Genomic DNA, 18,948 nt, shown 5'->3' with positions numbered 1-18,948 from the left:
ACAGGCGCTGCGCCAGGCCCGCCGACACGGCCGAGCCCGCCACCACCGCGCGCCGCACCCGGCCCCGCACCAGCCCGCGCAGCAGCGCGGGCACCGAGTCCTGGGCCCGCAGCACCGCGAGGTCCAGGCGCACGGGCAGGATCGCGGGCTCATCGGCCGCGAGCGAGGCGTCGAACAACTCGGCGCCCTCGGCGGGGGTGAGCTCCGGCATGCCCGCGCGCGCGATCCGGTGCAGGTCGACGTCGGCGAGCGTGCCGGTCATGCCGCCGTCACGGGTCCACGGGCCCCACGCCTGCGAGACGGCGGGCAGGCCGAGCGAGCGGCGGTGGAGCGCCAGCGCGTCCAGGTAGGCGTTGCCCGCCGCGTAGGCGGCCTGTCCCGGGCCGCCGAAGACGCCGGAGACGGAGGAGAACAGCACGAAGGCCGCCAACTCGCGGTCCTTCGTGGCCTCGTGCAGGTTCCAGGCGGCGTCCGCCTTCGGGCGGAGGACCTCCGAAACCCTCGCAGCGGTCAGCGAGCCGACCACGCCGTCGTCGATCACCCCGGCCGTGTGGACGACCGCGCGGATCTCGTGCCGGGCGAACAGGTCCGCCACCGCGGCCGGATCGGCCACGTCGCACGCCTCGACGACGGCCTCCGCGCCGACCTCCGCCAGCCCGGCGAGCAGCTCGGCCGTCCCGTCGGCGTCCGCACCCCGGCGGCTCACCAGCAGCAGGTGCCGCACCCCGTGCTCGACGGCCAGGTGGCGGGCCATGACCCGGCCCAGGCCGCCCGTCCCGCCGGTGATCAGGACCGCGCCCTCGCCGGCCCAGGCCACCGTCTCACCCGAGGATTCGGCGCGCACGATCCGGGCTGCGAGGATCTCCCCGTCCCGAACCAGCAGCTGCGGCTCGTCCAGACCCAGGGCGGCGGACGGCAGCTCCTCATCCCCCGCCAGGTCCACCAGGCCGAACCGACCCGGCTCCTCCGACATCGCCGACCGCACCAGGCCCCAGGCCGCCGCGCCCGACAGGTCCTCGCCCGCCACCACGCCGCGCGTCACGAACACCAGACGGGAAGCGGCGAAACGCTCCTCCGTCAGCCAGCCCTGGAGCAACTCCAACACCCGCGCCGTCCGCTCATGCACCTCACCGGCAGCCGGTCGGATCACCACCACCGGCGGAACCTCCACCGGCACCTGCGCCAGCGACTCCACCTCCACGAACTCCGCAGAGCCGGAAGCCTTCACCGGCACCCAGTCCACCCGGAACAGCCCGTCCCGACCGGCCGCCGCCACCTCGCCCGTGGACACCGCGCGCAGGGCCAGCGACCCCAGCGACGCCACCGGCAAACCCTCGGCGTCGGCGACCGCCACCGCCACGGACTCCTCGCCGGTCCGCGTGACGCGCACGCGCACCGACGACGCGCCGGACGCGTGCAGCGACACGTCCTCCCACGAGAACGGCACGACGCCGTGCGGCATCCCGTTGACGGCCGTCACGTGCAGGGCCGCGTCCAGCAGCGCCGGGTGCAGACCGTAGCCGGTGCCCTCGGTGCCCTCCGGCAGGGCGACGTCGGCGAAGACCTCGTCCCCGCGACGCCAGGCCGCCCGCAGGCCCCGGAACACCGGGCCGTACGCGTAGCCGCCGTCGGCCATGCCCTCGTACAGCCCGGTCAGATCGACCGCCTCGGCACCGGCCGGCGGCCAGACGGACGTGTCGAACGCGGTGCGCGTCTCCCCCACGGCCAGGACGCCGGTCGCGTGCTGGTCCCAGGGGCGGCCGTCGGCGCCCTCGGGCCGGGAGGCGACGGCGAAGGTGCGGCGTCCGTTCTCGTCCGCCGCGCCGACGCGCAGTTGCAGCTGGACACCCTCACACTCGGGCAGAACGAGCGGCGCGGCCAGGGTCAGTTCCTCGACGCGGTCGCAGCCGGCCTCGTCCCCGGCGCGGACGGCCAGTTCGAGGAACGCGGTGCCGGGCAGCAGGACGTTGCCGCGCACCACGTGGTCGGCGAGCCAGGGGTGGGACTGCCGGGAGAGCCGGGACGTGAACAACAGGCCGTCGTCGTCCGAGAGTTCGAGCGAGGCGGTGAGCAGCGGGTGGTCTGCGGTGTCGAGGCCGGCGGCGCCGAGGTCGCCGGCCGCCGCGGGGGCGGTGGGAGGCCAGTAGCGGCGGTGCTGGAAAGCGTAGGTCGGCAGGTCCACCGGGCGAACGGCGGTGCCGGCGAAGAGGGCGGCCCAGTCCACGTGCGCGCCGGTGACGTGCAGGCGCGCGAGGGCTGCGAGCGTGGTCGGTTCCTCGGGCTGGTCCTTGCGGAGGACGGAGGCCAGCACGGCATCCTCGGAAAGGGAGCCGGCCGCCAGGGCGGTGAGGACACCGTCAGGGCCGAGCTCCACGAAACGCGTGACGCCAGCAACTTCCAGCGCGCGCATGCCGTCGGCGAACCGGACGGCCTCGCGAACGTGGCGCACCCAGTAGTCGGGGGTGCACAGCTGCTCGGGCGCGGCGATCTCACCCGTCAGATTCGAGACCACGGGAATCGAAGGAGCCGCGTACGTCAGCCCGTCGAGAACCCCGCGGAAGTCCTCCAGCATCGGGTCCATCAGCGGCGAGTGGAAGGCGTGGGACACGCGAAGACGCGTCGTCCTGCGCTCGGCGAAGTGCGCGCGGATCGCCTCGACAGCCTCCTCCGCGCCGGAAACGACCACCGACGTCGGGCCGTTGAGAGCCGCAATCGACACGAACTCGCCCAGCAACGGCAGGACTTCGCCCTCCGTCGCCTGCACCGCGAGCATCGCACCGCCCTCCGGCAACGCCTGCATCAGCCGGCCGCGAGCAGCGACCAGCGCGCAGGCGTCCTCCAGCGAGAACACACCGGCCACATGCGCAGCCGCAACCTCACCGATCGAGTGCCCCGCCACGAACTCCGGCCGCACACCCAGCGATTCCACCAGCCGGTACAACGCCACCTCGACCGCGAAGAGCGCCACCTGGGCGAACTCCGTCCGGTTCAACACCTCCGCGTCCGCACCCCACACGACCTCCCGGACCGGAAGATCCACCGCCCCGCACACCGCATCGAACGCCTCCGCGAACACCGGGAACCGGGCATACAACTCCCGCCCCATCCCCAGCCGCTGCGACCCCTGCCCCGAGAACAGGAACGCCGTCCCGCCGCCCCGGACCGCGCCCTCGACGGCCCCGGCCGTCCCGGCCTCGCCCGCCGCCACCTCGCCGAGCCCGCGCAGCAGCGCGTCCCGGTCCGAACCGACCACCACGGCCCGGTGGTTGAGCATCGACCGGCTGGTGACCAGCGCCGCCGCCACGTCCGCGACGGGCAGGCCCGCCGCACCGTCGAGCAGGCGGGCCGCCTGGGCGCGCAGCGCGTCCGCCGTCCGGCCGCTCAGCACCCACGGCACGACTGCCGGAACGACCTCCGAGCGCTCCTCCGGCTCACGTTCGTCGGCCTGCTCCAGCACCACGTGCGCGTTCGTCCCGCTGATGCCGAACGCCGACACGCCCGCCCGGCGCGGGCGTCCGGTCTCCGGCCAGTCCCGGGCCTGCGTCAGCAACTCGACGGCGCCCGCCGTCCAGTCCACGTGCGAGGACGGCTCGTCGACGTGCAGGGTGGCCGGCAGCAGCCCGGCGCGCAGCGCCATCACCGTCTTGATCACGCCCGCGACACCGGACGCCGCCTGGGCGTGGCCGATGTTCGACTTGACGCCGCCGAGGTAGAGCGGCCGGTCCGCGGGCCGGTCCTGCCCGTACGTCGCGAGCAGGGCCTGGGCCTCGATGGGGTCGCCGAGGGTCGTGCCGGTGCCGTGCGCCTCGACGGCGTCGACCTGGTCGGGGGTGAGGCGGGCGTTGGCGAGGGCGGCCTGGATGACGCGCTGCTGGGAGGGGCCGTTGGGGGCGGTCAGACGGCTGCTGGCGCCGTCCTGGTTGACGGCGGTGCCCCGGACGACGGCGAGCACCTCGTGGCCGAGGCGCCGGGCGTCGGAGAGCCGCTCGACGAGCAGGACGCCGACGCCCTCGGCCCACGACGTGCCGTCGGCGGCCTCCGCGAAGGGCTTGCAGCGCCCGTCCGGGGCGAGGCCGCGCTGGCGGGAGAACTCGGTGAACAGCCGGGTGGTGGGCATGACGGCGACGCCGCCGGCGACGGCCATCGAGCACTCCCCGGCGCGCAGCGCGCGGACCGCGAGGTGGAGGGCGACGAGGGCGGAGGAGCACGCGGTGTCGACGGTGACGGCCGGGCCCTCCAGGCCGAGGGTGTAGGCGATGCGGCCGGAGAGGACGCTGACGGCTCCGCCGGTGAGGAGGTGGCCTTCGGTCTCCTCGGTCTGCCGGGCGAGGGAGCCGTAGTCGGTGTCGGCTCCACCGATGAACACGCCGGTGTCGGTGCCGCGCAGGTCGGCGGGGGCGATGCGGGCGCGCTCGATCGCCTCCCAGGCGGATTCGAGGAGGAGCCGCTGCTGCGGGTCCATGGCGAGGGCCTCGCGGGGGGCGATGCCGAACAGCTCGGCGTCGAAGTCGGCGACGCCGTCGAGGAACCCGCCGTGGCGCACGTAGCTCTTGCCGGGGGTGCCCGGGGTGGGGTCGTAGAGGTTCCCGGTGTCCCACCCGCGGTCGGCCGGGAGGTCGCCGATGGCGTCGGCGCCGTCGGCGACCAGCCGCCAGAGGTCCTCCGGGGTGCGGACGCCGCCGGGGTAGCGGCAGGCCATCCCGATGATCGCGATCGGCTCGGCGTCCCTCGCCTCGACGGACTCCAGGCGCTGCTTCGTGCGCCGCAGGTCCGCGGTGACCTTCTTGAGGTAGTCGCGGAGCTTGTCCTCGGAGGTGCTGGCCATGGGTGGGAAACCTCGCAGTTCGGAAGGGTGGTACGGGTGCGCGGGCCGGCGGTGCCCTGCGGGCCGGTCGGCGGTGCCCGCAGGGCGGGTCAGGCGAGTCCGAGTTCGCGGTCGATCAGGTCGAACATCTCGTCGTCGGTGGTGCCGTCGAGCGCGTCGTCCGGCCCGTCGGCGGCGGTCGGCCCGTCCGCGTCACCGTCGAGCCGCCACTGGAGGCTCTTGAGGCGGGCGAGGAGCCGGGTGCGGGAGTCGGCGTCCAGTTCGGTGGCGCCGAGCGCCGTCTCCAGGTCGTCGAGTTCGGCGAAGACGGGCCGGTCCGGGGCGGCGGTGCCGGTCGGCGCGCCGACCAGTTCGCGCAGCCGGCCGGCCAGGGCGGTGGGCGACGGGTGGTCGAAGATCGTCGTCGTGGGCAGCCGGAGGCCGAGCTCGGCGTTGAGGCGGTTGCGCAGCTCGACGGCGGTCAGGGAGGTCATGCCGAGGTCGAGGAAGCCGCGCTCGGGTTCGACGGCCTCGGGCGAGCCGTGGCCGAGGACGGCGGCGAGGTGTCCGACGACGACGTCCAGCAGCAGCTTCTCCTGCCGGCCGGCGGCGAGCCCCGGCAACCGGTCCAGGACGCCCCGGTCGCCGCCGGGCGACGCGCTGCCGGCCGGGCCGGCGGCGGTGGGCCGGGCGGCGGCGCGGCGGGGCGCCAGCTCGGCGAAGAGCGGCGGCGCGCCGGCCGCGGCGAGGGCGTGCCGGTCGAGCCGGACGGGGACCAGGTGCGGTCGGTCGACGGCGCTCGCGGCGTCGAGCAGGGCGAGGCCCTGGCCGGCCGTGAGCGGCAGCATGCCGGAGCGCGCGAAGCGGGCGATGTCCACGGCGTCCAGCGTGGACGTCATTCCACTCGATTCTCCCCAGTATCCCCACGCGAGGGAGACGGCCGGGCGGCCCTCGGCGCGGCGGCGGTGGGCGAGGGCGTCGAGGAAGGCGTTGGCGGCGGCGTAGTTGGCCTGGCCGGGGCCGCCGGCCGTGGCGGCGAAGGAGGAGAACAGGACGAAGGCCGAGAGGTCGAGGTGGCTGGTCACCTCGTGGAGGTTCCACGCGGCGTCCGCCTTGGGGCGCAGCACCTCGGTGAGCTGGTCGTCCGTCAGGCTTTCGAGCAGCCCGTCGTGCAGGACGCCGGCGGCGTGGACGACGCCGGTCAGCGGGTGCTCGGCGGGGACGGTGGCGAGGAGCGCGTCGAGGGCGGCGCGGTCGGCGGTGTCGCAGGCGGCGACGCGGGTGTCGGCGCCGAGGGCCGCCAGGTCGGCGAGGAGCTCGGTCGCGCCGGGGGCGTCCGGGCCGCGCCGGCCGGTGAGCAGGAGGTGGCGGACGCCGTGTTCGGTGACGAGGTGGCGGGCGACGAGGGCGCCGAGGGTGCCGGTGCCGCCGGTGATCAGGACGGTGCCGGCGGGGTTCCAGGACCAGGCCCGGCTTTCCCCGGTGCCGTTCGCCGGGCGCAGCCGGGGTGCCGTCACCTCGCCGCCGCGGACGGCCAGGCGCGGCTCGTCGGGGACGGCGAGGGCGGCGCGCAGGGCGGCCTCGGGGGCCGGGTCGCCGTCGAGGTCGACGAGGAGGAAGCGGCCGGGGTTCTCGGACTGGGCGGAGCGGATCAGTCCGTGGGCGGCGGCCTGGGCGAGGGCGGTGACGTCGTCGTCGGGGGCCGTGGTCTCGGCTCCGTGGGTGAGCAGGGCGAGGCGGGCGTCGGCGAGACGCGGTTCGCCGAGCCAGGCGCGGGCGAGGCCGTGGGCGGCCCGGACGGAGCGGTGCGTGGCGGCGACGGGGTCGCCGTCGTCGGCCGCGGAGAGGCGGTGGACGACCGTGCCGGGTGCGGGCTCGCCGGCGTCGAGGGCGGCGGTGAGCGCGGCGAGGTCGGCGTAGGCGCGGGCGCCGAGGGCGGCGGCGAGCGCGTCGTCCGCGCCCAGGACGGCGAGGTCGTCACCGTGGTCGGCAGGAGCCTTGACCGGGATCCAGTCGACCGCGTGGAGCGGGTCGGCCGCCGAGGCGAGGCGGTCGGCCGCGATCGGGCGCACGGTGACGGCCTCGGCGGTGAGCACGGGGGCGCCGTCGGCGTCGGCGGCGGTGAGCGCGTGGGTGCCGTCGGCGGCCGGGGTGAGCCGGACGCGGAGCAGGGCGGCACCGGTGGCGTGCACGGTGACGCCGCGCCAGTCGGCGGGCTGGGCGGGGTCGGTGCCGGCCGGGTCGGTGCCGGCGGGCAGCCCGGCGAGGAGGGCCTGGAGCAGGGCGGGGTGGACGCGGAAGCCGGCCGTCTCGGTGCGGTGCTCCTCGGGCAGGGCGACCTCGGCGAACAGCTCGTCGCCGCGCCGCCACCGCGCCAGGACGGTGCGGAAGCGCTCGCCGTACCCGGCGCCCGCCGGCTCGACGGCGTCCACCGCCTGGGCATCGGCAGGCGGCCAGTCGGCCACAGGCGTGCCGGCGGCGTCGGCGCCGGTCAGGGTGCCGGTGGCGTGGCGGGTCCACGGGGTGTCGTCGGGCGCGCCGGTCGGGCGCGCGTGGACGGTGAGGGGTCGTCGGCCGTCGGCGCCGGCGGGGCCCACGGTGAGCTGGAGGTCGACGGTGCCCTGCTCGGGCAGGGGCAGCGGGGCGAGCTCGGTGAGTTCGGCGACGGTCGGGCAGCCGGCCTCGTCGCCGGCCCGCACGGCCCAGTCGAGCAGCGCGGTGCCCGGGACGACGGCGGTGCCGCGCACGCGGTGGTCGGCCGTCCAGGGGTGCGGCGTCGTGCCGATCCGGCCGGTGAGCAGGACTGTGTCGTCCTCCGCGAGGCGCACGACGTGCTCCAGGCCGGACAGGTCGGACGGGCCGGGCGCGCCGGGGCGGGCGGCGTCCTGGGCGAGCCAGTAGCGGCGGCGCTGGAAGGCGTAGGTGGGCAGGTCGACGGGCCGGCCGCCGGCGACGGCGGGGTGCCAGTCGATCCGCACGCCGCTCACGTGGGCCTCGGCGAGGGAGGCCAGCAGGCGGGCGGGGCCACCGTCCTCGCGCCGGACGGTGCCGAGCACGACGGCCTGGGCGCCCGCGTCGGCCGCGGTGTCCTCGACGGCCATGGCGAGCACGGGGTGCGGGCTGCATTCGAGGAAGGCGTCGTGGCCCTGGGCGAGCAGGGCGCGGACGGACTCCTCCAGGCGGACGGTCCGCCGCAGGTTCCGGTACCAGTACCCGGCGTCGAGCGGGGTGTCGCCGAGCCAGTCGGCGGTGACGGTGGAGAAGAACGGGATGCGGGCCTCGCGCGTCGTCAGCCCGGCGAGCTCGGCGAGGAGGGTCTCCTCGATCCGCTCGACCTGGGCGGAGTGCGAGGCGTAGTCGACGGGGATGCGCTTGGCGCGGACGCCGTCGCGGGCGCAGCCGGCCAGGAGGTCGTCGAGGGCGGCGGGCTCGCCGGAGACCACGACGCCGGCCGGGCCGTTGGCGGCGGCCACCGAGATCCGGCCGTCGTGGGGCTCGATGCGGGCGAGGACGTCGGCGTGGGCCTGCGGCACCGACACCATGCCGCCGTGGCCGGAGAGATCGCGGGCGATGGCCTGGCTGCGCAGGGCGACGACCTTCGCGCCGTCCTCCAGGGAGAGCGCGCCGGCCACGCAGGCGGCGGCGATCTCGCCCTGCGAGTGGCCGAGCACGGCGGCGGGGGTGACGCCGTGGGCCTGCCAGCAGGCGGCGAGCGCGATCATGGTGGCCCACAGCGCGGGCTGGGCGACGTCGACGCGGTCGAGCGGCGGCGCGTCGGGCCCGCCGCGCAGGACGGCTTCGAGCGACCAGTCCGTCCAGGGCGCGAGGGCCTGTTCGCAGGCGGCGATCTGCTCGGCGAACTCCGGTGAGGCGTCGAGGAGTTCGGCGCCCATTCCGGCCCACTGGGAGCCCTGTCCGGGGAAGAGGAGGACGACCCGGCGGTCGCGCCCGGCGGCGTGCCGGCCGGTGACGACGCCCGGGGCGGGCGTGCCGTCGGCGAGCGCGCCGAGGCCGGCGCGCAGGTCATCGACGCCGGTGCCGACGACGGCGGCGCGGTGCTCCAGCAGGGCGCGGCCGGTGGCGAGGGAGTGGGCGAGGTCGAGCGGCTCGGCGGCGGTGCCGTCGAGGTGGTCGAGCAGGGCGCGGGCCTGGCCGCGCAGGGCCTGGGCGCTGCGGGCCGAGAGCAGCCAGGGCAGGGCGGGGCGCTCGGGCGCGGGTGCCGCCCCGTGTTCCTGGTCCGGGGCCTGTTCGAGGATGACGTGGGCGTTGGTGCCGCTGAGGCCGAAGGAGGAGACGCCGGCGCGGCGGGGCCGTCCGGTGGCGGGCCAGGCGCGGGCCTCGGTGAGCAGGTCGACGGCGCCCTCCGTCCAGTCGACGTGCGTGGTGGGCCGGTCGATGTGGAGGCTCTGCGGGAGGGCGGCGTGCCGCAGGGCGAGCACGGTCCGCATCACGCCGGCGACGCCGGCGGCGGCCTGGGTGTGGCCGAGGTTGGACTTCACCGAGCCGACGAGGAGCGGGAGTTCGCGGTCCTGGCCGTAGGTGGCGAGCAGCGCCTGGGCCTCGATCGGGTCGCCGAGGCGGGTGCCGGTGCCGTGCGCCTCGACGGCGTCCACCTCACCGGGCGTCAGACCGGCGTCGGTCAGGGCGGCGCGGATGACGCGCTGCTGGGACGGGCCGTTGGGGGCGCTGAGCCCGTTGCTGGCGCCGTCCTGGTTGACGGCGGAGCCGCGCACGACGGCGAGGACGGGGTGCCCGTTGCGCTGCGCGTCCGAGAGCCGTTCGACGAGCAGGACGCCGACGCCCTCGGAGAAGCCGGTGCCGTCGGCGGCGTCGGCGAAGGGCTTGCAGCGGCCGTCGGCGGCCAGGCCGCGCTGGCGGGCGAAGTCGACCGGGATCATCGGCGTGGACATCACGGTGACGCCGCCCGCGAGGGCGAGCGTGCACTCGCCGCCGCGCAGCGCGCGGACGGCCAGGTGGAGGGCGACCAGGGAGGAGGAGCACGCGGTGTCGACGGTGACGGCCGGGCCCTCCAGGCCGAGGGTGTAGGCGACGCGGCCGGAGAGGACGCTCGCGGCGTTGCCGGTGGTGACGTAGGGGGCGGCCTCCTCGGGGACGCGGCCGACCCGGTCGAGGTAGTCGCTGGAGGACAGGCCGGCGAACACGCCGGTGCGGCTGCCGCGCAGCGTGCCGGGGTCGATGCCGGCGCGTTCGAGGGCCTCCCACGAGGTCTCCAGCAGGAGCCGCTGCTGCGGGTCCATCGCGAGGGCCTCGTTGGGGCTGACGCCGAAGAAGGCGGCGTCGAACCCGGCGGCGTCGGCGAGGAAGCCGCCCTCGCGGGTGCGGGAGGAGTCGGGGTGGTCGGGGATGCCGTCGTAGAGGCGGTCGAGGTCCCAGCCGCGGTCGGCGGGGAAGGCGGCGACGGCGTCGGTGCCGGTGGACAGCAGGGTCCACAGGTCCTCGGGGGTCGCGACGCCGCCCGGGAAGCGGCAGGCCATGCCGACGATCGCGATCGGCTCGTCGGCGGTCTGGAGGGCGGCGCCGGTCTCGGCCGCTCCGCCGGTGCCGGTGAGACCGTCGGCCAGGTGTCCGGCGAGTGCCCCGGGGGTGGGGTGGTCGAACACCAGGGTCGCGGGCAGCCGCAGGCCGGTCGCGGTGTTGAGGCGGTTGCGCAGCTCGACGGCGGTCAGCGAGTCGACGCCGAGGTCGCGGAACGGCCGTGCGGCGTGGACCTGGTCGGCCGAGGAATGGCCGAGGACGGCGGCGGTGCAGCCGCTCACCAGGTCGAGCAGCGCCGCGTGGCGGTCGGCCGCGGTGAGCCCGGCGAGGCGGGCGCGCAGCCCGTCGGCGGCCTGGGCGGTCTGCGCGGTGCGGCGGGCCGGGGTGCCCCCGAGAGAAAAGCGCAGCAGCGAGCGCAGCAGGGCGGGGAGTTCGGCCGCGCCGCGGGCGCGCAGTGCGGCGGTGTCCAGGCGGACGGGCACGAGGACGGCGCGGTGGGCGGCGAGGGCGGCGTCGAACAGGGCGAGGCCGTCGGGGGTGCTGAGGGTGAGTGCGCCGGACTGTTCGGCGCGGGCGCGGTCGGTGGCGCCGAGGTGGGCGGTCATCGTGCTGGCCTGCGCCCACAGGCCCCAGGCGAGGGAGGTGGCGGGCAGGCCGTTGACCCGTCGGTGCTGGGCGAGGGCGTCGAGCCAGGTGTTGGCGGCGGCGTAGTTGCCCTGGCCGGGCGAGCCGAACACGCCTGCGGCGGAGGAGAAGAGGACGAGGTCGGCGAGGTCGAGGCCGCGGGTGAGCTCGTGCAGGTGGCGGGCGGCGTCGGCCTTGGGGCGCAGGACGGCGGCGAGCCGGTCGGCCGTCAGGCCTTCCACCACGCCGTCGTCGAGGACGCCCGCGGCGTGGACCACGGCGGTCAGGGGGTGCTCGGCGGGCACGGCGTCCAGCAGGGCGGCCAGGGCGTCGCGGTCGGCGGTGTCGCAGGCGGCGACGGTGACGTCGGCGCCGAGGGCGGTCAGCTCCTCGGCCAGCGTTGCCGCTCCGGGGACGGCGAGGCCGCTGCGGCCGGCCAGCAGCAGGTGCCGCACGCCGCGCGCCGTCACCAGGTGGCGGGCGAGTTCGGCGCCGAGGGTGCCGGTGCCGCCGGTGATCAGGACGGTGCCGGCGCGGTCCCAGGGGCGCGGGACGGTGAGCACGATCTTGCCGGTGTGCCGGGCCTGGGCCATGTGCCGGAAGGCCTCGCGGGCGCGGGTGACGTCCCAGCAGGTGAGCGGGAGGGAGCGCAGGGCGCCCTGTTCGAACAGCTCGACCAGGTCGGCGAGCATCTGTCCGATCCGCTCGGGCCCGGCCTCCTGGAGGTCGAAGGCGCGGTAGCGGGCGCCGCCATGGGCGGCGGCGATCTCGTCGGCGCCGCGGACGTCGGTCTTGCCCATCTCGATCAGCCGCCCGCCGGGGCCGAGGAGGCGCAGCGAGGCGTCGACGTACTCCCCCGCGAGGGAGTTGAGGACGACGTCCACGCCGGCGCCGCCGGTGGCGGTGCGGAAGCGCTCCTCGAAGTCGAGGGTGCGGGAGGAGGCGATGGCGGTGTCGGGCAGGCCGTCGGTGCGCAGCAGGTGCTGCTTGGCCTCGCTCGCGGTGGCGTAGACCTCGGCGCCCCAGAGGCGGGCGAGCTGGGTGGCGGCCATGCCGACGCCGCCGGTCGCGGCGTGGACGAGGAGGCGCTCGCCGGCCTGGAGGCCGGCGAGGTCGCGCAGGGCGTAGTAGGCGGTGAGGAAGACGACGGGGACGGAGGCGGCCTGGGCGAAGGTCCAGCCCTGCGGCACGCGGGCGACAAGGCGGTGGTCGGTGACGGCGAGCGGGCCGAAGCCGCCCGGGACCATGCCCATCACGCGGTCGCCGACGGCGAGTCCGGTGACGCCGGGGCCGAGCTCGCGCACGACACCGGCGGCCTCGGAGCCGAGGAAGCGCGCGCCGCCCGGGTACATGTCGAGGGAGTTGAGGACGTCGCGGAAGTTGAGGCCGGCGGCGCGGACCTCGATCCGGACCTCGCCCTCGGCGAGCGGCGCGGCCGCGTCGGGGCTCGGCAGGAGTTCGAGGTTGTCGACGGTGCCCTTGGTGCGGATGTCGAGGCGCCACGGACCGTCGGGCACGGGCAGCGGCTCGGCGGTGTGGGCGCGGGCCAGGCGGGCGGCGTGCGCGGTGCCGTGGCGCAGCGCGAGCCGGGGCTCTCCGGTGGCGAGCGCGGCGGGCAGGGCGCGCCAGGAGGCGGGGTCGTCGTCCAGGTCGGCGAGCACGATGCGGCCGGGGTGCTCGCTCTGGGCGGAGCGGACCAGGCCGTGGACGGCGGCGGCGGGCAGGTCGTGGACGTCCTCGGCGGGGTCGGCGGCGACCGCTCGGCGGGTCGTCACGAGCAGGGTGGCGTCGGGGCGGTCGCCGGCGAGCCAGGTCCGGAGGACGGCGAGGGCGCGTTCGAGGGCGGCGAGCGGTTCGTCGCCGCTCAGCTGCACGAGCGTCAGGTCGGCGTCGGCGTCGGCGCCGTCGGTGAGGGTGACGCCCGCCTCGGCGAGGGCCGCCGCGTGGGCGGGCCGCTCGCCGAGGACGGCCCAGCGGGCGGGGGCCGGCCCCGGCTCGGGGATGGTCAGGGCCGGCCAGTCCAGGTGGAAGAGCGCCTCGCGGGCCACCCGGGCGGCCGGGTCGAGGGCACCGTCGGCGAGCGGGCGCACGGCCAGGGCCTCGACGGTGGCCACCGCACGGCCGGTCGGGTCGGACATCTCGACGGACACCGCGTCGGGCCCGGCCGGGGTGAGCGTCACCCGCAGCGCGGTGGCCCCGGCGGCGTGGAGCGTGACGCCGGTCCAGGCGAACGGCAGCCCGGGGCGGCCCTGCAGCGGGCCGAGGCCGGCGGGGTGCAGGGCGGCGTCGAGGAGGGCGGGGTGCAGGCCGTAGCGGGCGGCGTCGGCGCGGGCCGGCTCGGGCAGCTCCACCTCGGCGTGGACGGCGGCGCCGAGGCGCCAGGCCGCGCGCACGCCCTGGAACACCGGGCCGTAGCCGTAGCCGTCCTCGCGCAGGCCCGGATAGAAGCCGCTGACGTCGATCGGCTCGGCGCCGGCGGGCGGCCAGGCGGCGGACGCCGGCGCGGGCTCGGCCCCGGCGGGGCCCACCCGGCCGTCGGCGTGCCGGGTCCAGCCCTCCGGCGCGTCCGCGTCCGCCGGGCGGGCGTGCACGGCGACCGGGCGCAGGCCCGTGCCGTCCGGGGCGCCGACCTCGATCTGCACCTGGAGGGCGCCGCGCTCGGGCAGCAACACGGGCGCGTGCAGGGTCAGTTCCTCGATGCGCCCGCAGCCGAGCTCGTCGCCGGCCCGTACGACCGCTTCGACCAGCGCGGTGCCGGGCACGACGACGGTGCCCGCGACGGCGTGGTCGGCGAGCCACGGGTGGGTGTGCAGCGACCAGCGGGCGGTGGCCACCAGCCCGCCGGCCTGGGCGAGTTCGACGGCGGCTCCGAGCAGCGGGTGCTCGGGCGCGGCCAGTCCGGCCGTGGTGACGTCGCCGCCCGCCCCGCCCGGGCGCGGCCAGTAGCGCCGGCGCTGGAACGGGTAGGTCGGCAGCTCGGTGGCCCGGGCACCGGTGCCGGCGAAGAAGAGGTCCCAGTCCACCCGGGCGCCGTGGTTGCGGGCGTCGGCGAGGGCCAGGAGGAAGCGGCCGAGGCCGCCCTCGTCGCGGCGCAGCGTCCCGAGGGCGGCGGCGGGCAGGCCGCTGTCCTCGATCGTCTCCTGAACGCCGGTGGTCACCACGGGGTGCGGGCTGACCTCGACGAACACCCGGTGGCCGGCTGCCAGCAGGGTGCGGGTGGCCTCCTCGAACTCCACGGTGTGGCGCAGGTTGCGGTACCAGTAGGCGGCGTCGAGCCCGGCGGTGTCGATCACGGTCCCGGTGACGGTCGAGCAGAACGGGACGTCGGCGCTGCGCGGGGCGATCGGCGCGAGGAGGTCGAGCAGTTCGTGCTCGATGCGCTCGACGTGGGCGGAGTGCGAGGCGTAGTCGACGGGGATGCGGCGGGCGCGCACGCCGGACCGCTCGCAGTCGGCGATCAGCTCCTCCAGGGCGTCGGGTTCGCCCGAGACCACCACCGAGCCGGGGCCGTTGACGGCGGCGACGGAGATCCGCTCGTCCCAGCGCGCGAGGCGCTCGCGGACGGCGGCGACCGGCTCGGCCACCGACACCATGCCGCCGAGGCCCGCGAGCTGCCGGATCGCCCGGCTGCGCAGGGCGACGACGCGGGCGGCGTCGTCCAGGGAGAGCGCGCCGGCCACGCAGGCGGCGGCGATCTCGCCCTGCGAGTGGCCGAGCACGGCGGCCGGTTCGACGCCGTGCGCGCGCCACAGCTCGGCGAGCGACACCATGACGGCGAACAGCACGGGCTGCACGACGTCGACGCGGTCGAAGCCGGGCGCACCGGGCTCGCCGCGCAGGACGCCGGTGGCCGACCAGTCGGTGAACGGCTCCAGCGCCGCCGCGCACTCGGCGAAGCGCTGCGCGAACACCGGTGCGGTGTCGAGGAGTTCGACCGCCATGCCGATCCACTGGGAGCCCTGGCCGGGGAAGACGAAGACCGGCGCGCCCTCCCCCGCGGCCTGGCCCTCCAGGACGGCGGGGGTGGCGCGGCCGTCGGCGAGCGCGTCCAGGCCGTCCAGGAGTGCCGCCCGGTCGGGCGCGACGACGGCGGCCCGGTGCTCCAGGGCGGCGCGGGTGGTGGCGAGGGAGCGGGCGACGTCGTCGAGGGCGGGCTCGGTCGCGCGGACGTGGGCGGCGAGACGGCGGGCCTGCTCGCGCACGGCCTCCGGGGTCCGGGCGGACAGCAGCCAGGGCAGCGGTCGCGCGGGGGCCGGACGCTCGGGCAGCGGCTCCGGCTCGGGGGCCGCCTCCAGGATCACGTGGGCGTTGGTGCCGCTGACGCCGAACGAGGACACGCCGGCGCGCGGCGGCCGTCCGGTCGCGGGCCAGGCCCGGGCCTCGCTCAGCAGCTCGACGGCGCCGGCCGTCCAGTCGACCTGCGCGGTCGGGGCGTCGATGTGCAGGGACTTCGGGAGCTCGCCGTGCTGCATCGCGAGCACGGTCCGCATCACGCCGGCGACGCCGGCGGCGGCCTGGGTGTGGCCGAGGTTGGACTTCACCGAGCCCAGGAGCAGCGGGAGTTCACGATCCTGGCCGTAGGTGGCGAGGAGCGCCTGGGCCTCGATCGGGTCGCCGAGGCGGGTGCCGGTGCCGTGCGCCTCGACGGCGTCCACCTCACCGGGCGTCAGACCGGCGTCGGCCAGGGCGGCGCGGATCACCCGCTGCTGGGACGGGCCGTTGGGCGCGGTGAGGCCGTTGGAGGCGCCGTCCTGGTTGACGGCGGAGCCGCGCACGACGGCGAGGACGGGGTGGCCGTTGCGGCGGGCGTCCGACAGCCGCTCGACGAGCAGCACGCCGACGCCCTCGGCCCAGCCCGTACCGTCCGCGGCGGCGGCGAACGGCTTGCAGCGGCCGTCGGGGGCCAGACCGCGCTGGCGGGAGAACTCGACGAACACCTGCGGCGTGGACATCACCGTCACGCCGCCGGCGAGGGCCAGCGAGCACTCGCCGCGGCGCAGGGCCTGGGCGGCCAGGTGCAGGGCGACCAGGGAGGACGAGCACGCGGTGTCGACGGTGACGGCCGGGCCCTCCAGGCCGAGGGTGTAGGCGACGCGGCCGGAGATCACGCTCGCGGCGTTGCCCGTCATCACGTGCCCGGCCACGCCCTCCCGGGCCGCGTCCAGCAGCACCTGGTAGTCCTGGAAGTTGGAGCCGACGAACACGCCGGTCCGCGAGCCGCGCAGCGCGCCGGGGTCGGTGCCGGAGCGCTCGACGGCCTCCCAGACCGTCTCCAGCAGGAGCCGCTGCTGCGGGTCCATCGCGAGGGCCTCGCGCGGGGAGATGCCGAAGAAGGCGGCGTCGAAGTCGGCCGGGGCGGTGAGGAACGCGCCCTCGGCGACGTAGCTGGTGCCCTCGTGGTCCGGGTCCGGGTGGTGCAGCCGGTCGGTGTCCCAGCCGCGGTCGGCCGGGAACGGGCCCACCACGTCCCGGCCCTCGGCGAGCAGCCGCCACAGGTCCTCCGGCGACTCGACCCCGCCGGGGAAGCGGCAGGCCATCGCGACGATCGCGATCGGCTCGTCGGCGGCGGGCGCCACGACGGTGATCGCGGCACCGGCGGCCGTACCGGCCAGTTCGGCGCGCAGGTGAGCGGCGACGGCGGCCGGGGTCGGGTGGTCGAACAGCAGGGTCGCGGGCAGCCGCAGACCGGTCGCGGCGGCGAGGCGGCCCCGCAGCTCGACGGCGGTCAGCGAGTCGAACCCGAGGTCCCGGAACGCCCGGGTGGCGTCGACGGTCGCGATGGAGGCGTGCCCGAGGACGGCGGCGGCCTCGGTGCGCACGAGCTCCAGCAGCAGGCGCTCCTGCTCGTCGGCGGTGCGGCCGCGCAGCTGCGCCAGCGGGGAGTCGTCGGCCGTCCCCGCGGCTTCCGGGCGGGCCGCGCGACGGACCTCGGGCACATCCGCGATCAGCGCGCTCGGGCGGGCGGCGGTGAGCACGGGGGCGAGCGCGCTCCAGTCGACGTCGGCCACGGTGAGGCCGGACGCGTCCGCGCTCAGGGCCCGGCGCAGCGCGGCGACCGCCCGCTCCGGGTCCATCGGGGCGAGCCCGCTGCGCCGCATCCGCCCGGTGAGGCCCGGGTGGTCGCCCGCCATGCCACCCCCGGCCCACGGGCCCCAGGCGACGGCGGTGGCGGGCAGCCCGGCCGCGCGGCGGTGCTCGGCCAGGGCGTCCAGGTAGGCGTTCGCGGCGGCGTAGTTGGCCTGGCCGGGGTTGCCGAGGACACCGGTGATCGAGGAGAAGAACACGAACAGGGCGAGGTCGTGCCCGGCCGTCAGCTCGTGGAGGTTGCGGGCGGCGGCGGCCTTGGCACGGAGCACGGCGTCGAACCGGTCGGCCGTGAGGCTCTCCAACACGCCGTCGTCGAGCACACCGGCGGCGTGGACGATGCCGCTCACCGGGTGCTCGGCCAGCAGGGCGGCGAGCGCGTCGCGGTCGGCGACATCGCACGCGGCGACGGTGACGCGGGCACCGAGGGCGGCCAGCTCGTCGCTCAGCTCCTGCGCGCCGGGGGCATCGGGGCCACGACGCCCGACGAGCAGCAGGTGCTCGGCACCGGCGGACGCCAGCCAGCGGGCGACGTGGGCACCGAGGGCGCCGGTGCCGCCGGTGACGAGGACGGTGCCTCGGGGGGCGGTCCAGCCGTCGGGGGCGGCGTGCCCAGGAGCCTTGCGCTCCACACCGCAAACCCCCGGACCACCGGCCGCCCCACGCTCGTCCGAAGCGTGCCTCGTCGACTCCGCCGGCAGGTGGCGGCGGGTCAGGCGGCGGGCGTAGGCGCCGGAGCCGCGCAGGGCGAGCTGGTCCTCGGCGGTCTGGGCGAGGAGACCGGCCAGGCGGACGGCGGTGCGGGCGTCGGGGGCGTCGGGCAGGTCGATCAGCCCGCCCCAGCGCTGCGGGTGCTCCAGTGCGGCCACCCGGCCGAGGCCCCACAGCTGCGCCTGCTCAGGCTCGCGCACCCGGTCGGCGCCCTCGGCGGCGACCGCGCCCCGGGTGAGGCACCAGAGCCTCGCCGGACCGCCGGCGGCCTCCAGGGCGCGCAGCAGCTCGACGGTCGCCGGCAGGTACCGGGGAACGGCGTGGAACCCGGCGTGCGGGCGGCCGTCGGCGGCGAGGAAGGACAGGACTCCGGCGACCGGCTCGGCGGAGCCGTCCGCGAGCAGGGCGTCCACGTCCTCGACCCCCGCCACGCGCTCGGTCCGCAGGCCCCGGTCGGCCAGGGCATCGAGGACGGCGGCGGGCCAGTCGTCCACCTCGTCCTGCGCGTCGTCCGGGACGACGGCCAGCCAACGGCCGGACGGGACGGTGTCGGTGAGGCCGCGCACGGGCACCCAGGCCGTCCCGTACGTCCAGCCGTCGAGCGCGCCCAGCAGGCGCCGCTGCCCGCGCCAGGAGGCCAGGACCGGCAGCAGGCGGTCGAGCGAGGCCTCGGCGGCCTCCTCCGCGATCCCGAGCACCGCCGACGCCTCCCGCAGGTCGCCTGCCTCGACGGCGGTCCAGAACGCCTCCTCGACCGGGTCGGCCGCGGGCGCGCCCGCGGCGCGCCACTGGAGCTCGGGCAGCCAGTAGCGCCGGCGCTGGAAGGCGTACGTGGGCAGGTCGACGCGACGGCCGCCGGACCCGGCGAGCACCGCCGCCCAGTCCGGCCCCGCGCCGCGCACGTGCAGGCGGGCGAGGGCCGCCAGGACGGCCGGCTCCTCGGGGCGGTCCTTGCGGAGGACGGCGGCCGGGGCCGCGTCGGCGGGCAGCGATTCGGCCGCCATGGCGGTGAGCACGCCGTCGGGGCCGAGTTCGAGGTAGCGGGTGACGCCGGCCTCGTGGAGGGTGCGGATGCCGTCGGCGAAGCGGACGGCCTCGCGGACGTGGCGCACCCAGTAGTCGGGCGCCTGGAGGCCTTCGGCCAGTCCGCCGGTCAGGTTGGAGACGACCGGGATCGAAGGCGCGCTGTAGGTCAGCCCGTTGAGGACCGCGCGGAAGTCCTCCAGCAT

At 77.2% G+C, this 18,948-nt stretch carries 2 protein-coding genes; both read right to left on the bottom strand.

Annotation, left to right across the window (positions count from 1 at the left end; genetic code table 11):
- A partial coding sequence (locus tag ACWCXH_RS37830) for an SDR family NAD(P)-dependent oxidoreductase (protein WP_449806040.1) occupies positions 1 to 4,825 on the bottom strand: 4,825 nt, incomplete at its 3' end.
- Between the two features lie 89 nt (positions 4,826 to 4,914).
- Positions 4,915 to 18,948 (bottom strand): SDR family NAD(P)-dependent oxidoreductase (locus tag ACWCXH_RS37825; RefSeq protein WP_449806039.1); only part of this gene is annotated, 14,034 nt, incomplete at its 5' end.

The organism is Kitasatospora sp. NPDC001660 (assembly GCF_053596725.1).
This window is presented reverse-complemented; position numbering and strand designations above follow the sequence as displayed.